The 21,112-nt window shown below is 71.9% G+C and carries 17 protein-coding genes; 5 read left to right on the top strand and 12 right to left on the bottom strand.

All coding sequences use genetic code 11. The features are described from left to right. Positions 1-822, bottom strand: a complete 822-nt coding sequence (locus ACFQ58_RS11585; RefSeq protein WP_376951258.1) for an MBL fold metallo-hydrolase — start codon at positions 820-822, stop codon at positions 1-3. 97 nt (positions 823-919) lie between these two features. Between ACFQ58_RS11585 and ACFQ58_RS11590 the strand changes: the two genes are divergently transcribed. After that, positions 920-1,714, top strand: coding sequence for an SDR family NAD(P)-dependent oxidoreductase (locus ACFQ58_RS11590; protein WP_376951259.1), 795 nt, complete (start codon positions 920-922; stop codon positions 1,712-1,714). Positions 1,715-1,745: 31 nt separating this feature from the next. Here the strand turns inward: ACFQ58_RS11590 and ACFQ58_RS11595 are convergent, their stop codons facing one another. The 3 genes from ACFQ58_RS11595 to ACFQ58_RS11605 form a co-directional block, all read right to left on the bottom strand. Beyond that, a complete protein-coding gene (locus ACFQ58_RS11595) occupies positions 1,746-3,170 on the bottom strand; it encodes an NAD(P)-binding protein (RefSeq protein ID WP_376951260.1) in 1,425 nt (474 codons plus the stop codon). A gap of 11 nt (positions 3,171-3,181) precedes the next feature. Then, entirely contained in the window at positions 3,182-3,682 is a 501-nt protein-coding gene (locus tag ACFQ58_RS11600; RefSeq protein WP_376951261.1) for a GNAT family N-acetyltransferase, read from the bottom strand. Positions 3,683-3,753: 71 nt separating this feature from the next. Then, complete coding sequence (locus ACFQ58_RS11605; protein ID WP_376951262.1) at positions 3,754-5,028, bottom strand: MFS transporter; 1,275 nt, start codon at positions 5,026-5,028, stop codon at positions 3,754-3,756. A gap of 144 nt (positions 5,029-5,172) precedes the next feature. Here ACFQ58_RS11605 and ACFQ58_RS11610 point away from each other — a divergent pair, with 144 nt between their 5' ends. Continuing rightward, complete coding sequence (locus tag ACFQ58_RS11610) at positions 5,173-5,679, top strand: MarR family winged helix-turn-helix transcriptional regulator (RefSeq protein ID WP_376951263.1); 507 nt, start codon at positions 5,173-5,175, stop codon at positions 5,677-5,679. A gap of 16 nt (positions 5,680-5,695) precedes the next feature. On the opposite strand, the gene ACFQ58_RS11615 is transcribed toward ACFQ58_RS11610, so the two are convergent. The 7 genes from ACFQ58_RS11615 to ACFQ58_RS11645 form a co-directional block, all read right to left on the bottom strand. Further along, positions 5,696-6,157, bottom strand: a complete 462-nt coding sequence (locus ACFQ58_RS11615; RefSeq protein WP_376951264.1) for an SRPBCC domain-containing protein — start codon at positions 6,155-6,157, stop codon at positions 5,696-5,698. Further along, positions 6,157-6,564 carry a RidA family protein gene (locus ACFQ58_RS11620; protein WP_376951265.1) on the bottom strand — a complete coding sequence of 136 codons (408 nt, stop codon included), beginning with the start codon at positions 6,562-6,564 and terminating at the stop codon, positions 6,157-6,159. The genes ACFQ58_RS11615 and ACFQ58_RS11620 overlap by 1 nt, the downstream gene beginning before the upstream one ends. A gap of 130 nt (positions 6,565-6,694) precedes the next feature. Further along, positions 6,695-10,711, bottom strand: a complete 4,017-nt coding sequence (locus ACFQ58_RS11625; protein WP_376951266.1) for an endo-1,4-beta-xylanase — start codon at positions 10,709-10,711, stop codon at positions 6,695-6,697. A 177-nt stretch (positions 10,712-10,888) separates the two neighbouring features. After that, positions 10,889-13,309 carry a glycoside hydrolase family 3 N-terminal domain-containing protein gene (locus tag ACFQ58_RS11630; protein WP_376951267.1) on the bottom strand — a complete coding sequence of 807 codons (2,421 nt, stop codon included), beginning with the start codon at positions 13,307-13,309 and terminating at the stop codon, positions 10,889-10,891. Beyond that, complete coding sequence (locus ACFQ58_RS11635) at positions 13,306-14,208, bottom strand: carbohydrate ABC transporter permease (RefSeq protein WP_376951268.1); 903 nt, start codon at positions 14,206-14,208, stop codon at positions 13,306-13,308. The genes ACFQ58_RS11630 and ACFQ58_RS11635 overlap by 4 nt, the downstream gene beginning before the upstream one ends. Before the next feature lies 1 nt (position 14,209). Further along, positions 14,210-15,208 (bottom strand): carbohydrate ABC transporter permease, encoded by a 999-nt coding sequence (locus tag ACFQ58_RS11640; RefSeq protein WP_376951269.1) that lies wholly within the window; start codon positions 15,206-15,208, stop codon positions 14,210-14,212. Between the two features lie 4 nt (positions 15,209-15,212). Next, positions 15,213-16,511 carry an ABC transporter substrate-binding protein gene (locus tag ACFQ58_RS11645; RefSeq protein ID WP_376951270.1) on the bottom strand — a complete coding sequence of 433 codons (1,299 nt, stop codon included), beginning with the start codon at positions 16,509-16,511 and terminating at the stop codon, positions 15,213-15,215. Between the two features lie 143 nt (positions 16,512-16,654). Here ACFQ58_RS11645 and ACFQ58_RS11650 point away from each other — a divergent pair, with 143 nt between their 5' ends. The 3 genes from ACFQ58_RS11650 to ACFQ58_RS11660 all read left to right on the top strand — a co-directional run bounded on the left by ACFQ58_RS11650 (position 16,655) and on the right by ACFQ58_RS11660 (position 20,252). After that, the gene (locus tag ACFQ58_RS11650; protein ID WP_376951271.1) at positions 16,655-17,839 is read left to right on the top strand and encodes an ROK family protein; all 1,185 of its coding nucleotides are present in this window, start codon (positions 16,655-16,657) and stop codon (positions 17,837-17,839) included. Between the two features lie 217 nt (positions 17,840-18,056). Beyond that, positions 18,057-19,328 (top strand): multidrug effflux MFS transporter, encoded by a 1,272-nt coding sequence (locus ACFQ58_RS11655; RefSeq protein WP_376951272.1) that lies wholly within the window; start codon positions 18,057-18,059, stop codon positions 19,326-19,328. Between the two features lie 117 nt (positions 19,329-19,445). Continuing rightward, entirely contained in the window at positions 19,446-20,252 is an 807-nt protein-coding gene (locus tag ACFQ58_RS11660) for a phosphatase PAP2 family protein (RefSeq protein WP_376951273.1), read from the top strand. Between the two features lie 12 nt (positions 20,253-20,264). Here ACFQ58_RS11660 and xdhC read toward each other — a convergent pair whose 3' ends face one another. Then, positions 20,265-21,107, bottom strand: coding sequence for a xanthine dehydrogenase accessory protein XdhC (xdhC, locus tag ACFQ58_RS11665; protein WP_376951274.1), 843 nt, complete (start codon positions 21,105-21,107; stop codon positions 20,265-20,267). Positions 21,108-21,112 lie beyond the last annotated feature (5 nt).

Here is a 21,112-nt window from a genome sequence, read left to right on the forward strand (position 1 = left end):
CTAGTCCGACGTCGCGTCCGGATTCCGTTCGGCGAGCCGCTGGACCTGCCAGTGGTGCACGTCGGCCAGCCAGTACAAGGGGCCTGCCGGATCGACCCGCGGATCGTCGGGAACCTCGCCGTCTTGCAGGGCCTCGACGTACGCGCGATCGAGCGCGAGGCGTGCGCGGAACTCCTCGGCTCCGCCGACGGATCCGTGACCCGGGACGACCGCGACGACGTCGTCGGCCTCGGCCTCGAACCGGCGGAGCGCGGCGAGGTAGTCCACGATCGGGTCCGCGGCCTCGAGGTCGAGGAACGGCATCAGGATGTCGGAGAGCATGTCGCCGGCGACGAGCACGCCGTGCTCCTCGACCAGCAGGGCCGCATGGCCCGGCGCATGCGCCGAATGCTCGATGATCCGGACCTCAGGGCCGTCCCAGGGGACTCGCGCAGCATCGGCGGGCAGGCCGGTGACGAGGCCGAGCAGGTGCATCGGGATGTCCTCGGCGTACTCGGGCGGGAGTCCCTCGGCGACGCGGTCCCGCCAGTCGGCGTGCGAGAGCAGGTCGTCGAGTGCGGCCGCGCAGCGGGCCGTGCCGTAGCGGGGCACGTCGCCGAACGCCTCGAGCCAGAGCACGTGATCCCAGTCCGGATGCGTCGAGAAGCCCGCCACGACCGGCTGGCCCAACGCGCGAAGGTCGTCGGCGATGGTCGCCATCTCCTCGCTCGTGATGCCGGGGTCGATGAGCAGCACGCCCACAGTGCCCTGCACCACCACGGAGTTGCTCTGGAGGAACTCGCTCTCGTGGACGAGTACGCCCTCAGCGATCTGCTTCAACATGGAACGCCTTCCGTTCGTGGTGTGCATCCGCTTGTCCAGACGGTATTGCCTCCTGCCGACAAAGAGCGAGCGGTCCGCACGTCGTAGCGTGGGACCCATGCGAATCGATCTCAGCGGCAGGACGGCACTGGTCACCGGCTCGACCCAGGGCATCGGCCGCGCGATCGCAGTCGCCCTCGCCGACGCCGGAGCCCGCGTGGCGATCAACGGGCGCACCGCGGCGACGGTCGAGGACGTGGTCGCGGAGCTGCGGGCGGAATCCGACGGGCGCGAGCTCATCGCGGCATCCGGCGACGTCACGACCGAGGATGGTGCGGCCGAGGTGCTGGCTGCGACCGGACCGGTCGACATCCTCGTCAACAACCTCGGCGTCTTCGGCGCCGAGGAGCCGCTCGAGATCTCGGACGCCGAGTGGCGTCGCTACTTCGACGTGAACGTGCTCGCCGCCGTCCGGCTCATCCGCGCGACGCTGCCCGGCATGATCGAGCGAGGCTGGGGGCGAGTGCTGAACATCGCCAGCGACTCGGCGATCGTCATTCCGGCCGAGATGATCCACTACGGCATGTCGAAGACCGCGCTGCTCGCCGTCTCGCGCGGCTTCGCGAAGGCGGCGGCGGGCAGCGGGGTCACCGTGAACTCGGTGCTCGCCGGCCCGACCCACACCGGCGGCGTGGAGAACTTCGTGTACGAGCTCGTCGATCGCAGCCTGCCGTGGGACGAGGCGCAGCGCGAGTTCATGAAGGAGCACCGACCCCAGTCGCTGCTGCAGCGGCTGATCGAGCCCGAGGAGATCGCGAACATGGTCGCGTACCTCGCCTCTCCGCTCGCCTCGGCGACGACCGGGGCAGCGGTACGGGTCGACGGCGGGTACGTGGACTCGATCGTGCCGTAGCCGGTTTCTTCGCGGTCATCGCCGCCCGGATTCACCCGATCCCGGCAAGCTCGGCGAGCCGGGCGAGCCCCTGTGACCGATGCGCCTGCAGGCGATCGAGCACGTCGCCGAGCTCACCGGTGTGCGAGGAGCCCGGCGGGATCCGTGCAGGGTTGAGTGCGACGCCGTCCGCCCAGGACGCGATGTCGTGCTCCGAGCCGAACGAGGCCGCCGAGCGTGCGCCGATCACCGTCATCCGCGCCCACTCCGCGGTCGAGTCGGGATACGGCGACGGTGGGCACAGCCGGTTCATCTCCGCGTCGTCGTCGCGCGTCGCCTCCACGTACCCGACGAGCGCCGCCCCGAAGCACGGAAAGCCCGACCGGATCGGCTGGAGCGTGATCGCCTCCGGCGTCCAGACCGGCACGAGCGGCCGCATCCGCAGCCCTTCACCCGCGCAGTGCACGACCAGCGCGTCGTCGGCGACGGTCACGACGGCGCCGTCGGCGAACTCGAGGCGTCCGCGCGCGACCGCCGCGAGGTGGCCGTGTCGGACGACGTTCGCGATGGAACGCAGCAGCTCGAGCTCCCACGTTGCGAGGGTCGGCGTGCGCGCCATGGTCGGCTCGACGTCGCGATCGATGCGCAGCATGACACCCGCGTCCTCGAGTCGGAGGAACAGGTCGGACAGCGAGGAAGCGGCCTCCGCCGCCTGCATCGTGTCGGCGACCATGCCGAGGAAGATGGCGGGATCGGGCTGCACGACGGCGCGGTTCAGCATCCACGGGTCGCGCGGCCGTACCCAGCAGATCGCGTCGGATTCGACCCCTCGGGCGAGGAGCCACACGCACGCGTCGGTCGCGGTCTTGCCCGAGCCGACGATGACGTACTGGCCGGCAGGCTCCTCGAGGTGGGCGAGCTCGTTGACGGGCACCACCCGGGCGTCGTCGCCGACGACGAACGGCGGGGCCAGTTCGGCGGGGATCCCCGGCGCGAGGTAGTGGGCGTCGACGACTCGGCACCGTTCGGAAACGGCGAACCGCTCGCCCGACACTCGCGAGACGAACGCGTGGCCGTCGTCGAGCACGTCGCATCCGGGGAAGAACTCGACGCGGCCCGACTCCAGCAGCCGGTCGGCGAGGATGTCCTCGTAGTACGCGCAGATCTCCGCGCGGGTGGCGCGCTCCTGGAGTCCCGCCTCGGGCCCGCGATGCTGGAGACGACCCCCGCCGAGGAGCGTCGACGCGACGCCGTAGAAGGCCGACGCCTGGTGCAGGCGCACGAACGGGTAGGCCTCGAGCCAGTGGCCGCCCACGCCGTGGCGACGGTCCACGAGGGCCACGGTCACGTCGTCGGCATAATCGATCAGGGCGTCGGTGAACGCCATCCCGGTGGCGCCGGCGCCCACGACGAGGTAGTCCGCTTGGACCACGTGGGACACGTACCAACTGAACCACGCGGCCTGCGGCGAGTCCACCGGCCGCGTGGCTAGGTCGGAGATCCAACCTCGGGGGAGAGGTCGCGCTCGAATCGGATGATGTCGCCGTCCCGTCGCACCTCGACGAGCCCCGCCTTCTCGAGCACGCGTCGCGACGCGTGGTTGCCGATCTCCGTCTCGGCCGCGGCCCGTCGCGCCCCGTGGGTCGCCGCGTGGGTGAGCGCGGCCCGGACCGCCTCGGTCGCGAGGCCGTGGCCGCGCGCACTCGGCACGAGGCCGTAGCCGAATTCGACCTCGCCCTGCTCGTCCGGCGGTCCGAAGAAGCCGAGTCCGCCGACCGCGAGCCCGTCGGAGCTGCGGCGCACCAAGTACGCGCCGAAGACGGGGTGCAGCTCGGTCGACTCGGCAACCCTCCGCAGCACGTCGAGCTCGTCGGCGAACGGGTACTCCGGATGCCACGCATCACCCGGGCGTTCGTCGCGCGCGACGATGCTGCGCGCGAGCTCGGCGGTGATGGGCTCCAGCCGGATCCGGGACGTCTCGACGGTCACCGGGCCATCCTCCCAGAGCGATCCGACGCGCGGCGTCGAGAGTCGCACGCCGCCGGCATCCGTCGCTGGGATCAGGCGGCCGGGCCCGCGACCGGGACCGGCCGCGTGAGCGGCGGCTCGGGCTCTGAGCCCACGCGCGCCGGCGCGAGCGCACGGTGCACGCGCCAGGCTGCGAACACCGCGAGGGCGCTCACGCCGAGGTGCATGAGCAGGAAGCCGTCGGCGAAGCCCGCGCCGAGCACCACGCCCGCGACCATCGGGCCGGCCGCCGTGAACGCGGTCTGCAGCGCCGCCATCGCGCCGAGCGTCTGGCCGACCATGCCCTTCGGCGCGAGCGAGGCGGTGAGCGGGTTCAGCACCGGGCTGTAGATCGTCTCGCCGACCGCGAAGACGCCGTAGGTCATGACGAAGATCGCCGACGCGACGCCGGGCGCGAACTGCGCCGCCGACAGCCCGAGCCACGCGATGACCCAGATGGTGCCGACCGCCATGAGCAGCACCGGGGCGCTGCGCTTCGCGGTCACGCGAACGACCACCACCTGGATGGCGACGATCACGATGCAGTTCACGGCGGCGGCCGTGCCGATCGCGGTCGGGTCGACGCCGAGCACGGTGATGCCGTACGCGGGCAGGCCCGACTCGAACTGCGCGTAGAAGCCGAGCGCGAGGGTGATGGTGACGACCGCGGTCCAGCGCAGGGCCGGGTTCGCGAAGATCAGGCGCAGGATGCCGCGCGGGCGTCCTTCGATCGCCGCGATCGCGCCCGTGGGGTCGGCAGTGAACTCGCTCGGCACGGCCGCGCCGCGACCCGCGAGCGCGATGATCACGGACGACACCACGAAGCCGGCGGCCGCCATGAGGAAGCCGACGTTGAGACCGTCGGGTCGGTCGAGGTCGACCAGGTGGCCCGCGATGAACGCGCCCGCCGCCATGCCGAGCGCCTCGCCCGTGAACTTGTATGCGAACACCTTGCGGCGGTCGTCGCTCGACGACCACTGCAGCGCGAGCACCTGCTTGGCCGGCGCGGCCGCCGAGAGGCCGAGGCCGAACACGAGCATGCCCGCGAGGAACGTCGCCGGCTCGCCGGCGAGGATCAGCGACGCGGCGCCGGCCGCGCCGATCAGCTGCGCGACGACCGCGACGCGCACCGGCGGGAACCGGTCGCTCAACCGCCCGGCGATCGGCGCCGCGACGAGCGCGCCGACCGAGAACAGGGACGCCGCGCCCGCGGCGACGAGTGCGCCCCAGTCCCTCGTGTCCGCGGCATAGGCGTACTGGTAGGGCAGCACGCCGCCCCATCCCAGTGAACCGATGCTCGAGGCGAGGACGAGCAGCATCGCGCGCATGGGCGCACCCCTTTCGTGTGGTCGACGGATGTCGCGGCCGACGGCGCCGCACACGGCGACGCCGGCGGCACGAGATCGGCTTCGGCGTCGAAGAGTTCGATATCGAAATATTAGCAACCGAAAGAGGTGTGCGACAATTCCCGCATGGCGAAGCGAAGGCCGAGCGCGGCCGAGCAGCACCGGCGAGCGGTCGCGACGTACGTCGCGGCGGGCGGCGAGGAATCCGTGCAGCGCGTCATCACCGCGATCGGGAGCCTCTCGCGCAAGCTCGACCAGTGGTACGCCCGGCAGCTCGCCGACCTGGGCGTCACCGCGGGGGAGTGGGCGGTGATCGCCGCGCTCGCGAAGGCCGACGGCGCGCTCACGCCGAGCCACCTCGCCGACCTCACCAACGTCGCGCCCTCGTCGATGACGCACCGGCTCGACAAGCTCGCCGAACGCGGCCTTGTGGAGCGCACGCCCGACCCCGAGAACCGCACGCGGATCCTCGTCGGGCTCACGAGCCCGGGGTGGGAGTTCTTCAGCCTCGCGATCCGGGGCTCCGACGTCGTGGAATCGGACGTGCTCCAGGACCTCTCCGACGCCGAACGTGGCGAGCTCGCCAGACTGCTCGAGGTCGTGATCGCGCGGCTCGACGACGTGGAGGCCTGACGCCGGACGGCACGCGTCAGACCGGGTCGGGCATCGGGCCGCCGGAATCGAGATGGTCGAGGATCGCGTCGCGCCACGAGCCGAGGTAGGTCGGGTAGCCGTCGGCGAAGCGATCGAGTTCGGCCGCGGCATCCGGATGGATCGCCGTGAGGTCGTACTCGACCGTGACCCGGCATCCGCTCGTCGTCTCGGTCAACGACACGGTCACGGTTCCGGCGGTCCACGCCTCGGCCACGCGGGCGTAGCGCACGCGCGACGGAGGATCGGCGTCGAGCACGATCCACGTGGTCGGACGCCCCGCGTCGTCGTCGGTGCGCCAGACGGTCCCGACCGCGAGGTCATCCTCGACGTCGGCGAAGAAGCGCGGGGTCCATCCCGGGACCCAGAGCTGCTCGCCGCGCGCGGTGAAGAGGCGGAAGGCGACCCCGCGCGAGAGGGGCAGGTCGAACGAGTCGCGGAGCGTCGTGCGGGAGGGCATCACTCGCCCGCTGAGGTCGGCGGGATGGCGGCGATCGCGTCGATCTCGACGAGGGCGCCGGGACGCGCGGGCGCGACCATGAGCACGGTGACCGCGGTGCGGCGGTTGCCCCACACCGAGCCGGTCGCGGCGTACCCGTCGGAGGGGTCGATGCCGGGCGCGAGGTGGATGTTCAGCTTCACCACGTGCTCGGGCCCGCTGCCCGCCTCGGCGAGCACCGCCAGCACGTTCCGCAGCGCCTGCTCGGTCTGCGGACCGAGGCCGCCCTCGAGCAGCTCGCCCGAGGCATCGGTGCCGTTCTGGCCGCCGACGAACAGCAGCGGACCGGCCGGCGCGATCATGCCCTGCGCGAAGGCAGGGCTGCGGTGCAGTTGTTCGGGGTCGACCGGCGTCACCTGCGTCGTCATGATGATTCCCTTCGGTTCAGGACGAGTCTTCCGGAGGCGACCGACATCCGCACCCGGTCGGGTGGGAAGCGGCAGGGCGGCCGATCGTTCCACACGATCGGCCGCCCCGCTTCGCACGGCTGGGTCGGGGTCACCCAGCCGGACGGGCCGCCACGCGCACCGCGGGGGAGACGGCGGTGCCGGGCTCGAGCCCGTCACCCGTGGCGGTGACGACGACCGTGAGCTCGCCGCCACGGTCGGTGCCGCGCACCCGGTACTCGGGCCCGATGGCGCGGGGGATGTCGACGCCGTCGAGCTGCCACTGGTACGCGAACGCGAGGCCCGCGACATTCCAGCCGCCGGCATTCGCGGCGACGACGCGACCCGCGACGGCCGCACCCTGGATGATCGGCGCCACCAGGTTCACGGCCGCGGTGGGTGCCGCCGGTCCGACGAACTCGCCCACGCCCCAGCGCGCCGTCGACTGGTAGCCGGCGCCCGTCGGGTCGGCCCAGTTGCGGATCGATGAGCGCTGACCGCCGGACGCGTCGTTGACCTGGAAGTCGAGTCCGTGGAACGTGCCGTGGCCTGCCGCGTCGCCGAGGTCGACGGACAGCTCCACGACGTAGCCGCCGTCGACGAGCGCGGTCGCGCTCTGCACGCGACCTCGCTGGAACGCCTCGTCACCGGTGCCGAACGACACCGCGTTCGCCGCGCTGACGCGGATCTGGGTGTCGTCGTAACGGTAGGACCCGTTCTTCGCGTTCCCCGGATCGACGTAGACCTCAACCGAGTCCTGGATCCAGGGGTCCGAGCCGGTGACGTCGACGATCGGGTCGGCCACTTCGGCGAGCATGTACAGCGTGTCACCCGACCAGAGCGTGCGGACGTCCGCGGACGCGCCGGTCTCGCCGACCACGGCTTTCTCGGTGCGCACGGAGTTCGCGCCATCCCACGCGGCGTCGATCGCGCCGTCCACGGTCGGCGCCGCACCGGCCTCGACGACCTCGAGCAACGAGAGCGGCTCGACGAGCGTGAGCGTGCCGAGGACTCCCGGCGCGTTCCAGCCGACCGGCGCGCCCGAGCCATCCGTCACCCGCAGGTCGAACGCGAGCGTGTCGCCCTGCGCAACATCAGCCAGTGGGAGGTGCGCGACGATGTCGTAGCCGCCGTCCCGCGCGGTCACCGTCGAGGACGCGGACCCGGACCCGTCGCGGCCGACGGTCGCCACGGCATCGCCGAGCTGCAGCTCGACGCCGTCCGCGGCATCCGTCGTCGCGTCATCGACGCGTGCGAACACCGTGAGGTGATCGGGGGCCCACCGCAGCTGGAACTCCGCCACGTCGTCGACGCGGTGCAGCGGCAGTCGGTCCCACTCGGGAGAGGCGATCGCCTCGTCGGTGAGGGCCACGTCGCCCGCGAACACGTTCGCCGTGCGCAGCGGCGCCGGCAGCTCGCCGTCGACGGCGCCGAAGTACGCGGGCTTCGCCCGGTACTGGTCGTCGAAGATCAGCGGCGCACCCGAGCCGGCACGCCAGCTGCGCCCGTCGGTGAGGCCCCACACCGTGACCGAGTACAGCGAGTCCGTGTGCTCGCGGAATACCCGGAACGCGTCGCGGTAGTAGTAGCCCTGGTCGACCAGCTTCGCCTGCGTGACTGGCGTGCCGGTCGTCACGTCGAGTTCGGTGACCGCTTGCGTGACGGGCAGGTCCTCGAAGGCGACGATCGCCTGCTCGAGCGCCGACACCGGCATCGCGAGGCTCACGTGGAACTGGTGTCCCACGCCGTCGACCGACACGCCCCGCGCGAGCAGTCGCTCGACGAGCGCGCGGTAGCGCTCCTGCTTGCCGCCCTGCTCGGTGTTGTAGTCGTTGATGAACAGGGTGACCGGCCGCTCCGCGCCATCCGCCGCGTGGACCTCGTTGAAGGCCTCGTCGGCGTACGCGAACGAGAGGTCGATGAACTCCTCGCCGAGGATGCGGTACCACTCGCTGCGGCGCAGGCCGTCGGCGAACTCGCTGCCGTCGGAGACGACCTCGTTCACGACGTCGATCGCGCGCAGCGGGTTGGTGTCGGAGCCGAACGGACCGTACTTGCCCGCGAGGTACTCGGCGACATCGAAGATGTGCGTCCGCAGGCGGTCGCGCAGTACCGCCTTGCCCGCGTCGTCGGCTGCGAGCGGCTGCCCCGCGTCATCCTGGAAGAACCACGCCGGGGTCTGGCTGTGCCACACGAGCACGTGGCCGTACACGCCGAGCTCGTGCTCCTGCGCGAAGTCCATGAGCGCGTCGGCCTCGGCGTTCGCCGTGACGAAGTCGCCGTTCGCGTCGTACCAGGCCTCGGGTTTCATGAAGTTCTCGGGCGTCACCTGGTCGAAGTGCCGCAGCAGCAGCTGGGAGGCCGCGCCCGAGGTCTCCCGGCTGTCGATGGCGACGCCCACGGGGAAGTCCACGGTCTCGTGGATCCCGGTGAGGTCCTCGATGACGGGCGGCTCGGGCACGCGGAGCACGATGTCGTCGACGTACAGGTCGCTGATGTTGCCGACGGCGCCGTTGTCCCATCGGGTTTCGAAGTACAGCAGCGAGCTGTCGGCGTCCGAGCCCTGGAAGGTCGCCGTCAACTCGGTCCATCCGCTGTTCGTGACCGTGTCGAACTGCGCGAGCGTCGAGAACGCCGTCGCGCCGCCGGTCGTGTTCGCGCGGCTGAGCCACACGTCGTCGACCGGCTGGCCCTCGCCGAAGCGCACCCACGCGGTGAGCTCGTAGGTGACGGATGGGTCGAGCAGTCCGGTCACGTCGTGGCCGATGCCATCGCCCTGGCTCGCGCGGTCCCGCACGACCGCCGACTGCGCGCCGCCGTGCGCCAGCACGGTCGACAGCTCGACCGTGGCCGTGGTCGAGCCGCTGCCGCCGCGAAGGCCCCAGCCGTCGAGACCGCTCTCGAAGTCGGTGTCGATGACGACCGACCCGGCCGCCGGCGGCGTGCCCTTCGGGAACGTGAAGACCCAGCCGTCAGCGAGCCGCTCGGAGACGACGGTCTGCACGGCCGCGAGCGTGCCCGACCGTTCGCCGCCGCCGTCGTGTGCGAGCACGACCTCGCCCGGCTTCATGGCCGCCCGCAGGTTCTCGGTGAGGGTCGCGACATCCTGCGTCGCCCAGTCGTTGATCGTGTTCACGACCGCGAGCGGCTGCATCCCGAGCGCGACGGCGACCGCGGGCGTCACGCCCCAGCTGCCGTTGGGTGCGCGCCAGAACGGCACGGCCTGGTCAGGGTTCCCGAGCGCGGTGCGGATGATCTGCAGGTTCGCCTTCAGGTCGGCCTCGACCTGCGCGGCCGACCAGGAGCCCATGTCGGCGTAGCTCGTCGAGTGGTTGCACAGCACGTGGCCGTCGGCGACGATCCGCTTGAGGATGTCGCTCCCGCCCGGTGCCGTGATGTTCTGCCCGATGACGCAGAACACCGCCTTCAGGTCGTGCTCGGCGAGGAAGTCGAGCAGCGCCGGCGTGGTGCCCGGGTTCGGCCCGTCATCGAACGTCAGTGCCGAGACGTTCCCGGTGCCCTCGGCGAGGCTCACCGGCGTGACGACCGGGTTGATCGCGCCGCCCGGCACGAAGTCGGGATCCGGTACGGTTCCTCCCTCCTCGGTCGTGATGAGCACGTCGTCGACGAGGAACGACGGCTGGCGGTCGCCGATCGCCGCGGCCTCGATGTAGAGGTTGGCGCTCGCGAGCCCCTCCGGGAACACGTAGCTCCCGCCGATCTCCACCCAGCCGTCGGCTGTGGTGTCGACGGATCCGCCGATCCAGGTGTACGTGTTCGAGCCGCCACCCGCCGGCGTCTGCTCGGCGGTGAAATGGATGCCGCTCGTGCCGGCGTCACCCGCGGGCAGCTTGACCCACGCCGAGAACTCGTACGTCGCGCCGGCCTGGAGTCCGAGCGACGCCGCGCTGACCGACACGCCCTGCCAGTTCGCCGTGCGGTTCCCCACGGCGAGGCTCTTCGTGCCGCCGTGCGCCTCGGCGTCGGTCACCGTCAGGGAGACGCCGCCGCGCGGACCCCACGGGCCGGTGGTGCCGTCCTCGAAGCCCGTCGCGTGCACCGTGACGGGCTCGGCGCTCGCCGAGGTGGCGAGGCCGAGCGTCGTCAGGACCGCCGTGGCCGTGGCCATCGCGAGGGTTCCCAATATCCTTCGTCGTTGCATGTGCTGCGCTCCTTTGCGCGGTCGGTGGTGCGATGACGGTGGTGCGGGGTCTGCGGGGTCGTGCGGGGCTCGCGGGATCGCGCGGGCGCGGCGGTCCGGCGGATGAAGCGCAGGGGAGCGCCATCCGCCGTACCGTCGCGGTGCTCAGCCCGTCGTGGGCGCCGCCACGGGGCTGGGTTCGACATCGATGACGGGGTGCAGGCGTCGGCGGTGGTCGACCACCCGCTTCGGACCGGTGAGGCGAACGGTGTGGGCGTGCGCGAGATCACCGGCGGAGCGGCCGATGCTCAGCACCAGGTCGCCGGGCTCGACGATCCGCTCGCCGGTGCGCGAGGTGAACGACGCGAGGTCGGCGGGCACCGTGAACCAGACGTCGGCGGCGGCTCCGGGTTGGAGGGAGACCGGGACGAACCCGATCAGCCGCTGCACGGGCCGCACGACGGACGCGACGGGGTCGTGCAGGTAGAGCTGCACGACCTCGGTACCGGCTCGCGAGCCGGTGTTGCGGATCCGGAGCCGGACGCTCGCCGCGCCGTCCGTCGCGATCGTGTCCTCGTCGCCCTCGAACGACTCCCAGTCGAACGACGTGTAGCCCAGGCCGTGACCGAACGCGAACGCCGCCGTCGGGTCGACGTTCGACACGTCGTTCGCCCGCGCGAGCGGCGCGGCGAGATACGTCGTCGGCTGGGAGCCCGGCGTCGACGGGATGGAGACGGGAAGGCGTCCGCTCGGGTTCACGCGCCCGCTCAGCACGCCCGCGATGGCCGGTGCGCCCTCCTCGCCCGCGAAGAACGCCTGCAGGATGCCGGCCGCCTCGGTCGTCGCCCGGCCGAGCGCGTACGGACGCCCGGCGAGGAGCGCGAGCACGGCGGGCGTGCCCGTGTCGAGCACCGCGTCGACGAGCTGCTGCTGCGCGCCCGGGAGGTCGAGCGATTCGGCGTCACAGCCCTCGCCGCTCGTGCCGCGGCCGAACAGCCCAGCACGGTCGCCGAGCGCGAGCACGACGACGTCGGCCGATGCGGCGAGCGCCGCGGCCGCCGCGATGCCGTCGGTCTCGCCGCCGTCGACGGTCGTGCCGAGGGCGTGGCGGATGTCGCTGCCGGGGAATTCGGCCCGGATCGCGTCGAGCAGCGTGGGGATGCGGATCCCCATCTCGACGCCGGGGTGCTGCGTCACGACGTGCGTCGGGAACGAGTAGCAGCCGAGCATCGCGTACGGGTCGTCGGCGTTCGGGCCGATGACCGCGATGACGGATGGTGCGCCCTCGCCGACGGCGAGCGGCAGCATCCCGTCGTTCCGGACCAGCACGATCGCGCGCTCGGCGAGCTCGCGCGCCAGGTCGCGGTTGGCGGACGAGTCGAGATCGATCGTGCCCCGCACCGCCGCGGCATCCGCGAGGTCGACGCCGTGGAGCGCCGGCGGGATCGGCGACCAGTCGGCGTCGAGCAGCCCGAGCTCGCCCTTCTGCCGGAGTACGCGCCGGAGCGCGGTGTCGACGAGCGCGACGTCGATCGCGCCCGACGAGACCGCCGCGCGCAAGGGCTCGCCGAACGCCTTCACGGTGGGCAGCTCGACGTCGATGCCGGCCTCGAGCGCCGCGCCCGCGGCATCCGCCCACGTGTCGGCCACGCCGTGCAGCAGCTTCAGGAACGCGACCGCGAAGTAGTCGGCGACGACCGTGCCGTCGAAGCCCCACGTGTCGCGCAGCAGCTCGGTGAGCAGCCACCGGTCGGCTGCCGACGGCACGCCGTCGAGGTCGGAGTACGAGTTCATGACGCTGCGGGCGCCGCCCTCGCGCACGGCCATCTCGAACGGCGGCAGCAGCACGTCGGCGAGCTCGCGCTGCCCGATCGACACGGGCGCGAGGTTGCGTCCCGCCTTCGACGCCGAGTAGCCGACGAAGTGCTTGAGCGTCGAGACGATGCCGGATGATTCGAGCCCCCGCACGTACGCGGTGCCCACCGTCGCCACGAGGTACGGGTCCTCGCCGATCGTCTCCTCGACGCGGCCCCAGCGGGCGTCGCGCACCACGTCGAGCACCGGCGCGAGCCCCTGGTGGACGCCCACGGAACGCATGTCCTCGCCGATGCGGCGCGCCATCCGCTCGACCAGCGCCGGGTCGAAGGTCGCGCCCCACGACAGCGGAACGGGATACGCGGTGGCGCCCCAGGCCGCGAAGCCCGCGAGGCACTCGTCGTGGGCGATGGCGGGGATGCCGAAGCGGTTGGCGCCCACGATGCGCTCCTGCATACGCACCAGAGAGAGCGCGCCGACCGCGGCGTCGACCGGGGCCGTGCCGAACGGGCGCGTCACCTGGCCGAGCCCGGCGGGCAGGACGGCGTCGAGGTCCACGTCGTCGTTCAGGTCGTGCTGGTGCGGGGCGACATCGGCGTGACCGTCGTCGGACGCGCCGACCCACACGCCGTAGAGCTGTGCGAGCTTCTCGTCGAGCGTCATCGCGCCGACGAGGGCCTCGACGCGCTCGTCGAGCGGGCGCGCGGCGTCGCGCCATGCGGCATCCGTCGTCGCCGACTCGGCACTCGTGGTGTCGTCGATCTGCGTCATCCCTTCACCGCCCCCTGCAGGCCGCCGACGATGCGTCGTTCGGCGGCGAGGAAGAACACGAGCGCCGGGATCATCGCCAGCGAGGTGTAGGCGAGCACGGCCGCGGTGTCCTGCGAGTACTGCGTCGAGAACTGCGTGACGCCGAGCGGCAGCGGCCACAGGTCCTGCGGCAGCGTCCCGGTGCTGATCACGAGCAGGGGCAGGAGGTAGCCGTTCCAGCTGCCGACGAACGCGAGCACGCCGACGGTCACGAGGCCCGGCATCGACAGCGGCAGCAGGATGCGCCAGAAGAACCCGAGCCGCGAGGCGCCGTCGATCGACGCCGCCTCTTCCAGCTCGTCGGGGATGGCGCGCAGGAACGGCACCAGGATGATGATCGTCGTCGGCAGCGCGAACGCGATCGACGGGATGATGACGCCGAGGTAGGTGCCGTGCAGGCCGAGCGTGCGCAGCAGCAGCGTGAGCGGCAGCGCGGCCACCGTGAGCGGGAACATGAGTCCCGCGGTGAACAGCGTGTACAGCCCCTCCCGGCCGCGGAAGTCGTACCTGGCGATGACGAACGCCGCCATGATGCCGACGATGACGACGCCCAGCGTGGTGCCGACCGCGAGCACGACGCTCGCGAAGACGTTGCCCCAGAAGCGCGGGGCGCCGAGCACGGTCGCCCAGTTCTGCAGCGTCCACGGGTCGGGGAGGCCGGCCGGATCGGCGTTCAGGTCGGCGGTGGTGCGGAAGCCGCCGATGAAGACGTACACGACGGGACCGATCGCGAGCGCCGCGACGACGAGGGCGATCAGGTACACGAAGGGCTGGCCCCAGTCGAACCCGCGCCCGGCGGTGCGCCGGACGGGCAGGTCCTCCGGTGGACGGCCCGTGGTGATGGCGGTGGTGGCGGTCATGTCAGCGCACTCCTCGGGTGATGGCGCCCGCGAGGTCGCGGCGGAGGGCGAAGCGCTGGTAGACGAGCGCCACGATGAGGGAGATGAAGAAGAGGATGACGGCGATCGCGCTGCCGTAGCCGGGCTGGCCGGCGAACTGGCCCTGCTGCACCATGTACGTCGCCATGGTCTCCGTCGCCATTGCGCGAACGGTCGGGGCGACGGTCACCCAGACCATGTCGAAGAGCTGCAGCGCGCCGATCATGGAGAGGAAGGCCCAGATCCGGATGGTCGGGCCGAGCAGCGGGATCGTGATGTGGCGCTGGATCTGCCACCAGTTCGCGCCGTCGATGGCCGCCGCCTCGGCGAGTTCCTCGGGCACGCCCTGCAGGCCGGCGAGCATCAGGATGATCGCGAAGCCCAGGTACTTCCAGGTGAGGATGAAGAACAGGGTCCACAGCGCGATCTCGGGATCGGCCAGCCAGTTCTGCTGCAACTCACCGAGGCCGATCGCCTCGAGCGCCGCGTTCACGCCGCCCTGCGGCTGCAGGAGCAGCTTCCACGAGAGACCTGCGATGACCTCGGCGAGCACGTACGGCACGAAGATCAGCAGGCGCAGCGCCGACCGGCCCCGCAGCGGGCGATTGAGCAGCAGTGCGATGCCGATCGCGAGCGGGCCCTGGATGAGCAGCGACAGGAACAGGATGAGGAAGTTGTTGCTGATCGCGCGGATGAACTCGGGGCTGTTGAACGCGCGCTCGTAGTTGGCGAAGCCAACGAACCGCTCGGGGTCGGCCAGGTGCTCCCAGCGGAACGCCGGGGGCAGGTTGTAGAGGCTGTAGACCGCGGCGAGCAGCACCGGCAGGATCACGAAGCCCAGGAACAGGATCAGGGCGGGGCCCACCAGGATCGCGATCTCGACCCGCTGGCGGGTCGAGCTGGACCGGCTGCGCCGGACCGGGGCGGTGGGGGCCGGGCCCGCGGTGGTCGCGGGCCCGGCCGGGTTGAGCGTCGCGGTCATGGTGCTACTGGGTCGCCGCAGCGTCCTGCATCTTGGTGACGATGTCCTCCGGCGTACCGGCGCCGCCGAACAGGTTCGTGATGCCCTCGTTCATCGCGTTGCCGACGGTGGTGCCGTACGCGGTGTCGAGCCAGAGCTGCACGAACGAGGCGTTCGCGAGGCCTTCGGCCACGGCCTTGAGGTTCTCGTCGTCGAGGGACTCCGTCGCCGCGGGGACGGTCGGGATGCCCGAGCCGCTGGCGGCGAACTTCGCCTGCACGTCCTCGCTCATGATGTACTCCAGCAGCTCGGCGCACTCCGGCGGGGCCTCCGCCGAGCAGCCGAAGCCGTCACCGCCGCCGAGCGCGGCGGTCGGGTCGCCGTCGGCGCCCTCGATGCCGGGGAAGGGGAACCAGCCGAGGAACGGCGGCACCTGCTGGTCGGGGGTGAGGCCGCCGATGACGCCGGCGTTCCAGTGGCCCATGAGCTCCATCGCGGCCTGGCCGTTCGCGACGAGACCGGCGGAGCTTCCCGCGCCCTGCTGGGCGGGGGTGCCGAGGAAGCCCTCCTGGAAGGGCTCGAGCGCGAGGAACTCCTCCAGCTGCTCGCCCGCCTCGACGAAGCACTCGTCCTCGAAGTCGTACTCGGTCTCCGCCGCCTGGAGCGCCTCCGGCGAGCAGGAGTGCAGGGCGAACTGGTACCACCAGTGCGCGGCCGGCCACTTGTCGCCCGCACCCACGGCGATCGGGGTGATGCCGGCGTCCTTGAGCTTGCCGACGGCGTCGGTGAGCTCGTCGAAGGTGGCGGGCGGCGCGTCGATGCCCGCCTGCTCGAAGAGGTCGGTGTTGTACCAGAAGCCCTCGATGCCGAAGGTGAACGGGACGCCGTACGTCTCACCGTCGACCTGCCACGGGTTCACGGTCGCGCCGACGCTCTCGATCGTGTCGCCGATCTCGTCGTCGAGCGGCATCAGGTAGCCGTTCTCGACCTGGTCGCGGAGCTCACCGCCCGGCCAGACCTGGAAGAGGTCCGGCGGGTCGCCCGCCGCGAGGGCGTTCGGGATGAGCGTGCGCTGCAGTTCCTCGTTCTGGTAGCCGGTCTGCTCGACGGTGACGCCCGGGTGCGCCTCTTCGAACTCGGTGGCCACCTCCTCCCAGACGTCGGGGAGCGGACCGGTCGTGCCGTTGTGCCACCAGGTGATGGTGACGTCGCCGTCGCCGCCGTCGTCAGCCCCGCCGCCGGCGCTGCACGCCGTGAGCGACGCGAGCGCGAGGCCGGTGGCCGCGGTGAGCGTGACGAACCGCATGGTGCTGCGTCTGTTCATCATTGAACCCTTCGAAATTTTCGACATCTTCGCCGAAAGTGATACGGACGACTCGAATATACGACGCCTCCGATTTGCGGTCAAGCGCAACATATTCGGCGTGCCACGGTGTGCGGTTGCGGGGGCGTCCCTAGAGTGGACGCGTGAAAGACCGGTCCGGCAGTTTCGACGGCGTGCATCGCCGGAACCTGGCGCGCGTGCTCAGCCTCGTGCATCTCGAGGGGCCGCTCTCGCGAGCACGGCTCACCGCGCTCACCGGGCTCAACCGGTCCACGATCGCCGCGCTCGCCGGGGAGCTCGTCGAGCTCGGCCTCGCGGAGGAGCGCGCGCCCGATCCCACGAATCGCGTCGGACGCCCGTCACCGGTGGTGGCGCCGCATCCCCGGCTCGTCGCCGTGGCCGTGAACCCCGAGGTCGACGCCGTCACCGTGGCCGCCGTCGGGCTGGGCGGCCGGATCGAGACACGCGAGCGCATCGAGGTCGATCACCTCGTCACGCCCGAGGAGACGGCACGCCTCATCGCCGACTCGATCGGGCGCTGGCGTGCGGGCGATCTGCAGGACGCCCGGTTCGCGGGCGTCGGTCTCGCCGTGCCGGGACTCGTCCGCGCCTCCGACGGCCTGGTGCGCTTCGCGCCGCACCTCGAATGGCGCGAGGTGCCGATCCGTGCCTTCGTCGAGGAGGCGACCGGCCTTCCCAGCGCAGTCGGGAACGACGCGAGCCTCGGCGCGATCGCCGAGCACCTGTTCGGCGCAGGCCGCGGCGTGGACGACCTGCTCTACCTCAACGGCGGCGCGAGCGGCATCGGCGGCGGTCTCATCGTGCACGGCCGTCCCGTCGGCGGCGCGAGCGGGTACGCCGGCGAGTTCGGCCAGAACCGTCCGGGCATCGCCTCGGCCGAGGACCGCCGTGCGAACGGCGGCGTGCTCGAGGACGAGGTCAGCCGCGCCCGCCTGCTCGAGGCGGTCGGGCTGCGCGGCGCCGACGAGCCGACGCTGGCGGCCGCCATCCGCTCGGCCCTCGAGGCGTCGGGCGGCGCCCCGATCGCCGACGAGCTCGCCCGGCAGCGGCGCATCCTCGCGACCGCGCTCGCGAACGCCGTCAACGTGCTGAACCCGTCGCTCGTGATCCTCGGCGGGTTCCTCGCGACGCTCGCCGATCTCGACCCGACGGCGCTGCGCGACGCGATGGCGGCGCAGGCGATGCCGGCCGCGGCAGAGGACGTCGACGTGCGCGTGGCCGCGCTCGGCGAGGACCGGCTCATGATCGGCGCGGCCGAGGCGGCGTTCGCCGGTTTGCTCGCCGACCCGCTCGGCGCCGCGGGCTGAGGCCTCCGGTGTCGGCCCGTCGGTCCGCACTTGCGCGGAACCGGGGGTGAAACGCTACACTCGAAGGCAGTCGAATCGATTCGAGGCCGTGATGGCCGAGATCGCCCACCGGCGGCGCCCAGCAGATCGGGCGCCGTTTTCGTTCGCCCGGCGCCCGACGGCGTGCGCCTGCGGCATCCGCTCGCACGTCCGCACTCCAGCACGCCTCGGGAACGCCATGTCCACTGCCTCCATCCCCATCGTCCGGCCCGACGACTACACCGCGCCGCGCCATCCGGGCGACCTGCTCAGCCGCCGCCAGCGGCTCGTCTACGTGCTCGTGCTGGGTGCGCTCACCGCGCTCGGGCCGTTCACGATCGACCTCTACCTGCCCGCCTTCCCCGCGCTCGAGGCCGAGCTCGGCGTGAACGCCGCCGCCATCCAGATCACGCTCACCGGCACGATGATCGGCTTCGGCCTCGGCCAGCTCATCGTGGGGCCGTGGAGCGACAAGGTCGGTCGTCGCCTGCCGCTCATGCTCTCGACGGCGCTGCACATCGCGGCGTCGGTCGCCGCGGCGCTCGCGCCCGACATCGCCTGGCTCGTGGTGTTCCGCCTGCTCCAGGGCTTCGGCGCCGCGGCCGGCGGCGTCGTCGCGATGGCGATGGTGCGCGACCTGTTCGGCGGCAAGCCGCTCGTGCGCATGCTCTCGCGACTCGCGCTCGTCAACGGCCTCGCTCCCGTGCTCGCGCCGGTCATCGGCTCGCAGCTGCTGCAGGTCATGGACTGGCGCGGCGTCTTCTGGGTTCTCGCCGGCTACGGCCTGGTCGTGGTCGTCGCCGTCGGGTTCCTCATCGTCGAGACCCTGCCCGAGTCGCGCCGCCACATCGCCGGCCACTCGTCGGTCGGCCAGCGCTACCGGGCGCTGTTCCGCGATCGGGTCTACCTCGGTGCGGCCCTCGTCGGCGGCATGACCTTCACAGGCCTGTTCGCGTACCTGTCGACCTCATCGTTCCTGTTCCAGCAGGTGTACGCCTTCACCCCGCAGCAGTACGGCCTGCTCTTCGCCGTGAACTCGATCGGCGTCGTCGCCGGCGTGCAGGTCTCGTCGCGCCTCATCCGCGGGCCGGTGCCGCCGCAGTACGTGATCGCCGGCACCACCGTCGTGCACCTCGCCATGGCGATCGCGATCATCGTGCTCGACGGCGCGGGCGCCGGCTTCTGGGGCACGGCGATCCCGCTCTGGATCTACATCGCCGCATGCGGGTTCACCTTCCCCGCGGTGCAGGTGCTCGCGCTCGCGAACCACGGAGCCGAGGCCGGGACCGCGGCGTCGCTCCTCGGTGCGCTGAACTTCGGCCTGGCCGGGGCCATCTCGCCGCTCGTCGGACTGCTCGGCGTGGGCAGCGCGGTCCCCATGGCGGTCGTCATGCTCGGCGCCGCCGGAATCGCGATCGTCGCGGTGTGGGCGCTCGTGCGGCCGTCGACGGTGCCGGCGCTCTCCGACTGACCGGGGCGAGCGGATGGCGCGTGCCGCGCGCAGGGCGGAGGATAGCGCGTCGCGCGAACCGCGGCCACGCGGCATCCGATCTCAAGGGGTTCGCGGCACGCGGGCTACCGTGAGGGAATGAGCGCACCCGGCACCGACCAGGGACCCGAGGGCACGACCACGAGCGAAGCCGGTCGCACCGCCGCGAAGGCCGACGACCTCCGGCCGGCCGCGCGCGAAGCCCGCACCGAGTACGTCGCGCGCTTCGTGCCGCTGGTCGCCGGCATCGCCGCGGTCGTCATCGCGGCCGTGCTCGGGGTGCTGATCGCACTGCGGTCGGGCGGGCTGCCGTTCGAGATCGATGAGGAATGGGCGGAGGACGTCTTCGAGTTCCGCGGTGGTATCTGGGATGTCTTCGCGTTCGGCATGGACGAGCTCGGCGGCGGCATCATGGGCGTGTTCGTCGTGCCGATCGCGATCGCTGCGACCCTGCTCGTCATCCGTCGCCCGTGGGCGGCGCTGTACTTCATCGTCGCGTCCGCGGCCAGCGCGATCATGGTGCAGGTGCTCAAGAACCTGTTCGGGCGGGCGCGGCCCGAGGACATCCTCGTCGTGTCCGACTTCGGCTCGTTCCCCTCGGGCCACGTCGCGAACGCGGCCACGATCGCGGTCGCGATCGGCATCATCGCGCCCAGGCGCTGGGTGTGGATCGCGAGCGCGATCTACACGTTCCTCATGGCGGTGAGCCGAACCTACGTCGGCGCCCACTGGCTCACCGACACGATCGGCGGCGCGCTCGTCGGCGCCGGGATGGCGCTGCTCACGTGGACGCTCTTCGCGCGCAAGCTCGAGGCCGAGCGCCTTCGACGCGCCGCGATCATCGCCGAGCGGAACGCCGCGACGGCGCAGTCGCACATCACCCCGCCCGCCCGAGCGCGTTCATAGCCCCGGTGGGCGCTACTCGACCACCGGTGTGCCGGCGGGAGCCGCCTCCTCGACGAGCTGCAGGATCCGCGCGGCGACGCTGACCGCGATCGCCGCGGGCTCCTTCGAGCGGATGCCGGCGATGCCGATCGGTGTCGTGATGCGCTCGAGCGCGCGGTCGTCGTGTCCGGCCGCGGCGAGCTGGGTGCGGAACCGCGCCCACTTCGAGCGCGACCCGATGAGCCCGATCGACGCGATGCCGGGCGTGCGCAGTGCGAGGTCGCAGATGGCGAGGTCCTCGGCGTGGTCGTGAGTCATCACGAGCACGTGGGCGCCGGTCGGCAGGTCGGAGAGTGCCGACTCGGGCACGGGCCGGTGCTCGACCTCAACGGTCGCGACGGCGTCCCCGAGCGGACCGCGCTCGCCGGGCACGCCGAGGCGGGCGGCGTCCAGCATCTGCTCGCGCGAGTCCACGAGGTGCAGCTCGAGCGGCTGCCGTGCGAGGACGCGCGCGAGCTCGAGGCCCACGTGTCCCAGGCCGAAGATGGCGACGACCGGCACAACCGGCAGGGGTTCGAGCAGCATGGTGACCTCTCCTCCGCAGCACTGCACGCCGTACTCGGTGACGGCCTTGTCGCTGAGCGTCAGCGTGAGCAGTTCGGGTTCGACGGATGCTTCGGCCAGCATCGCTCCCGCGCGTTCGAGCGCGGTGCGCTCGAGGTTGCCGCCGCCCACCGTGCCGACCGCGTCGTCAGCCGACACCACCATCTTCGCGCCGCCGTTCCGCGGCGCGTGGCCGCGCACCATCGCGAGCGTCACGATGACGCCGGGGCGCCGCTCGGTGCGGAGCCGCTGCACGGCGTCGACCCAGTCCACGCGCG

It is taken from the genome of Agromyces sp. NPDC056523 (genome assembly GCF_042794545.1).
Classification (GTDB): domain Bacteria; phylum Actinomycetota; class Actinomycetes; order Actinomycetales; family Microbacteriaceae; genus Agromyces.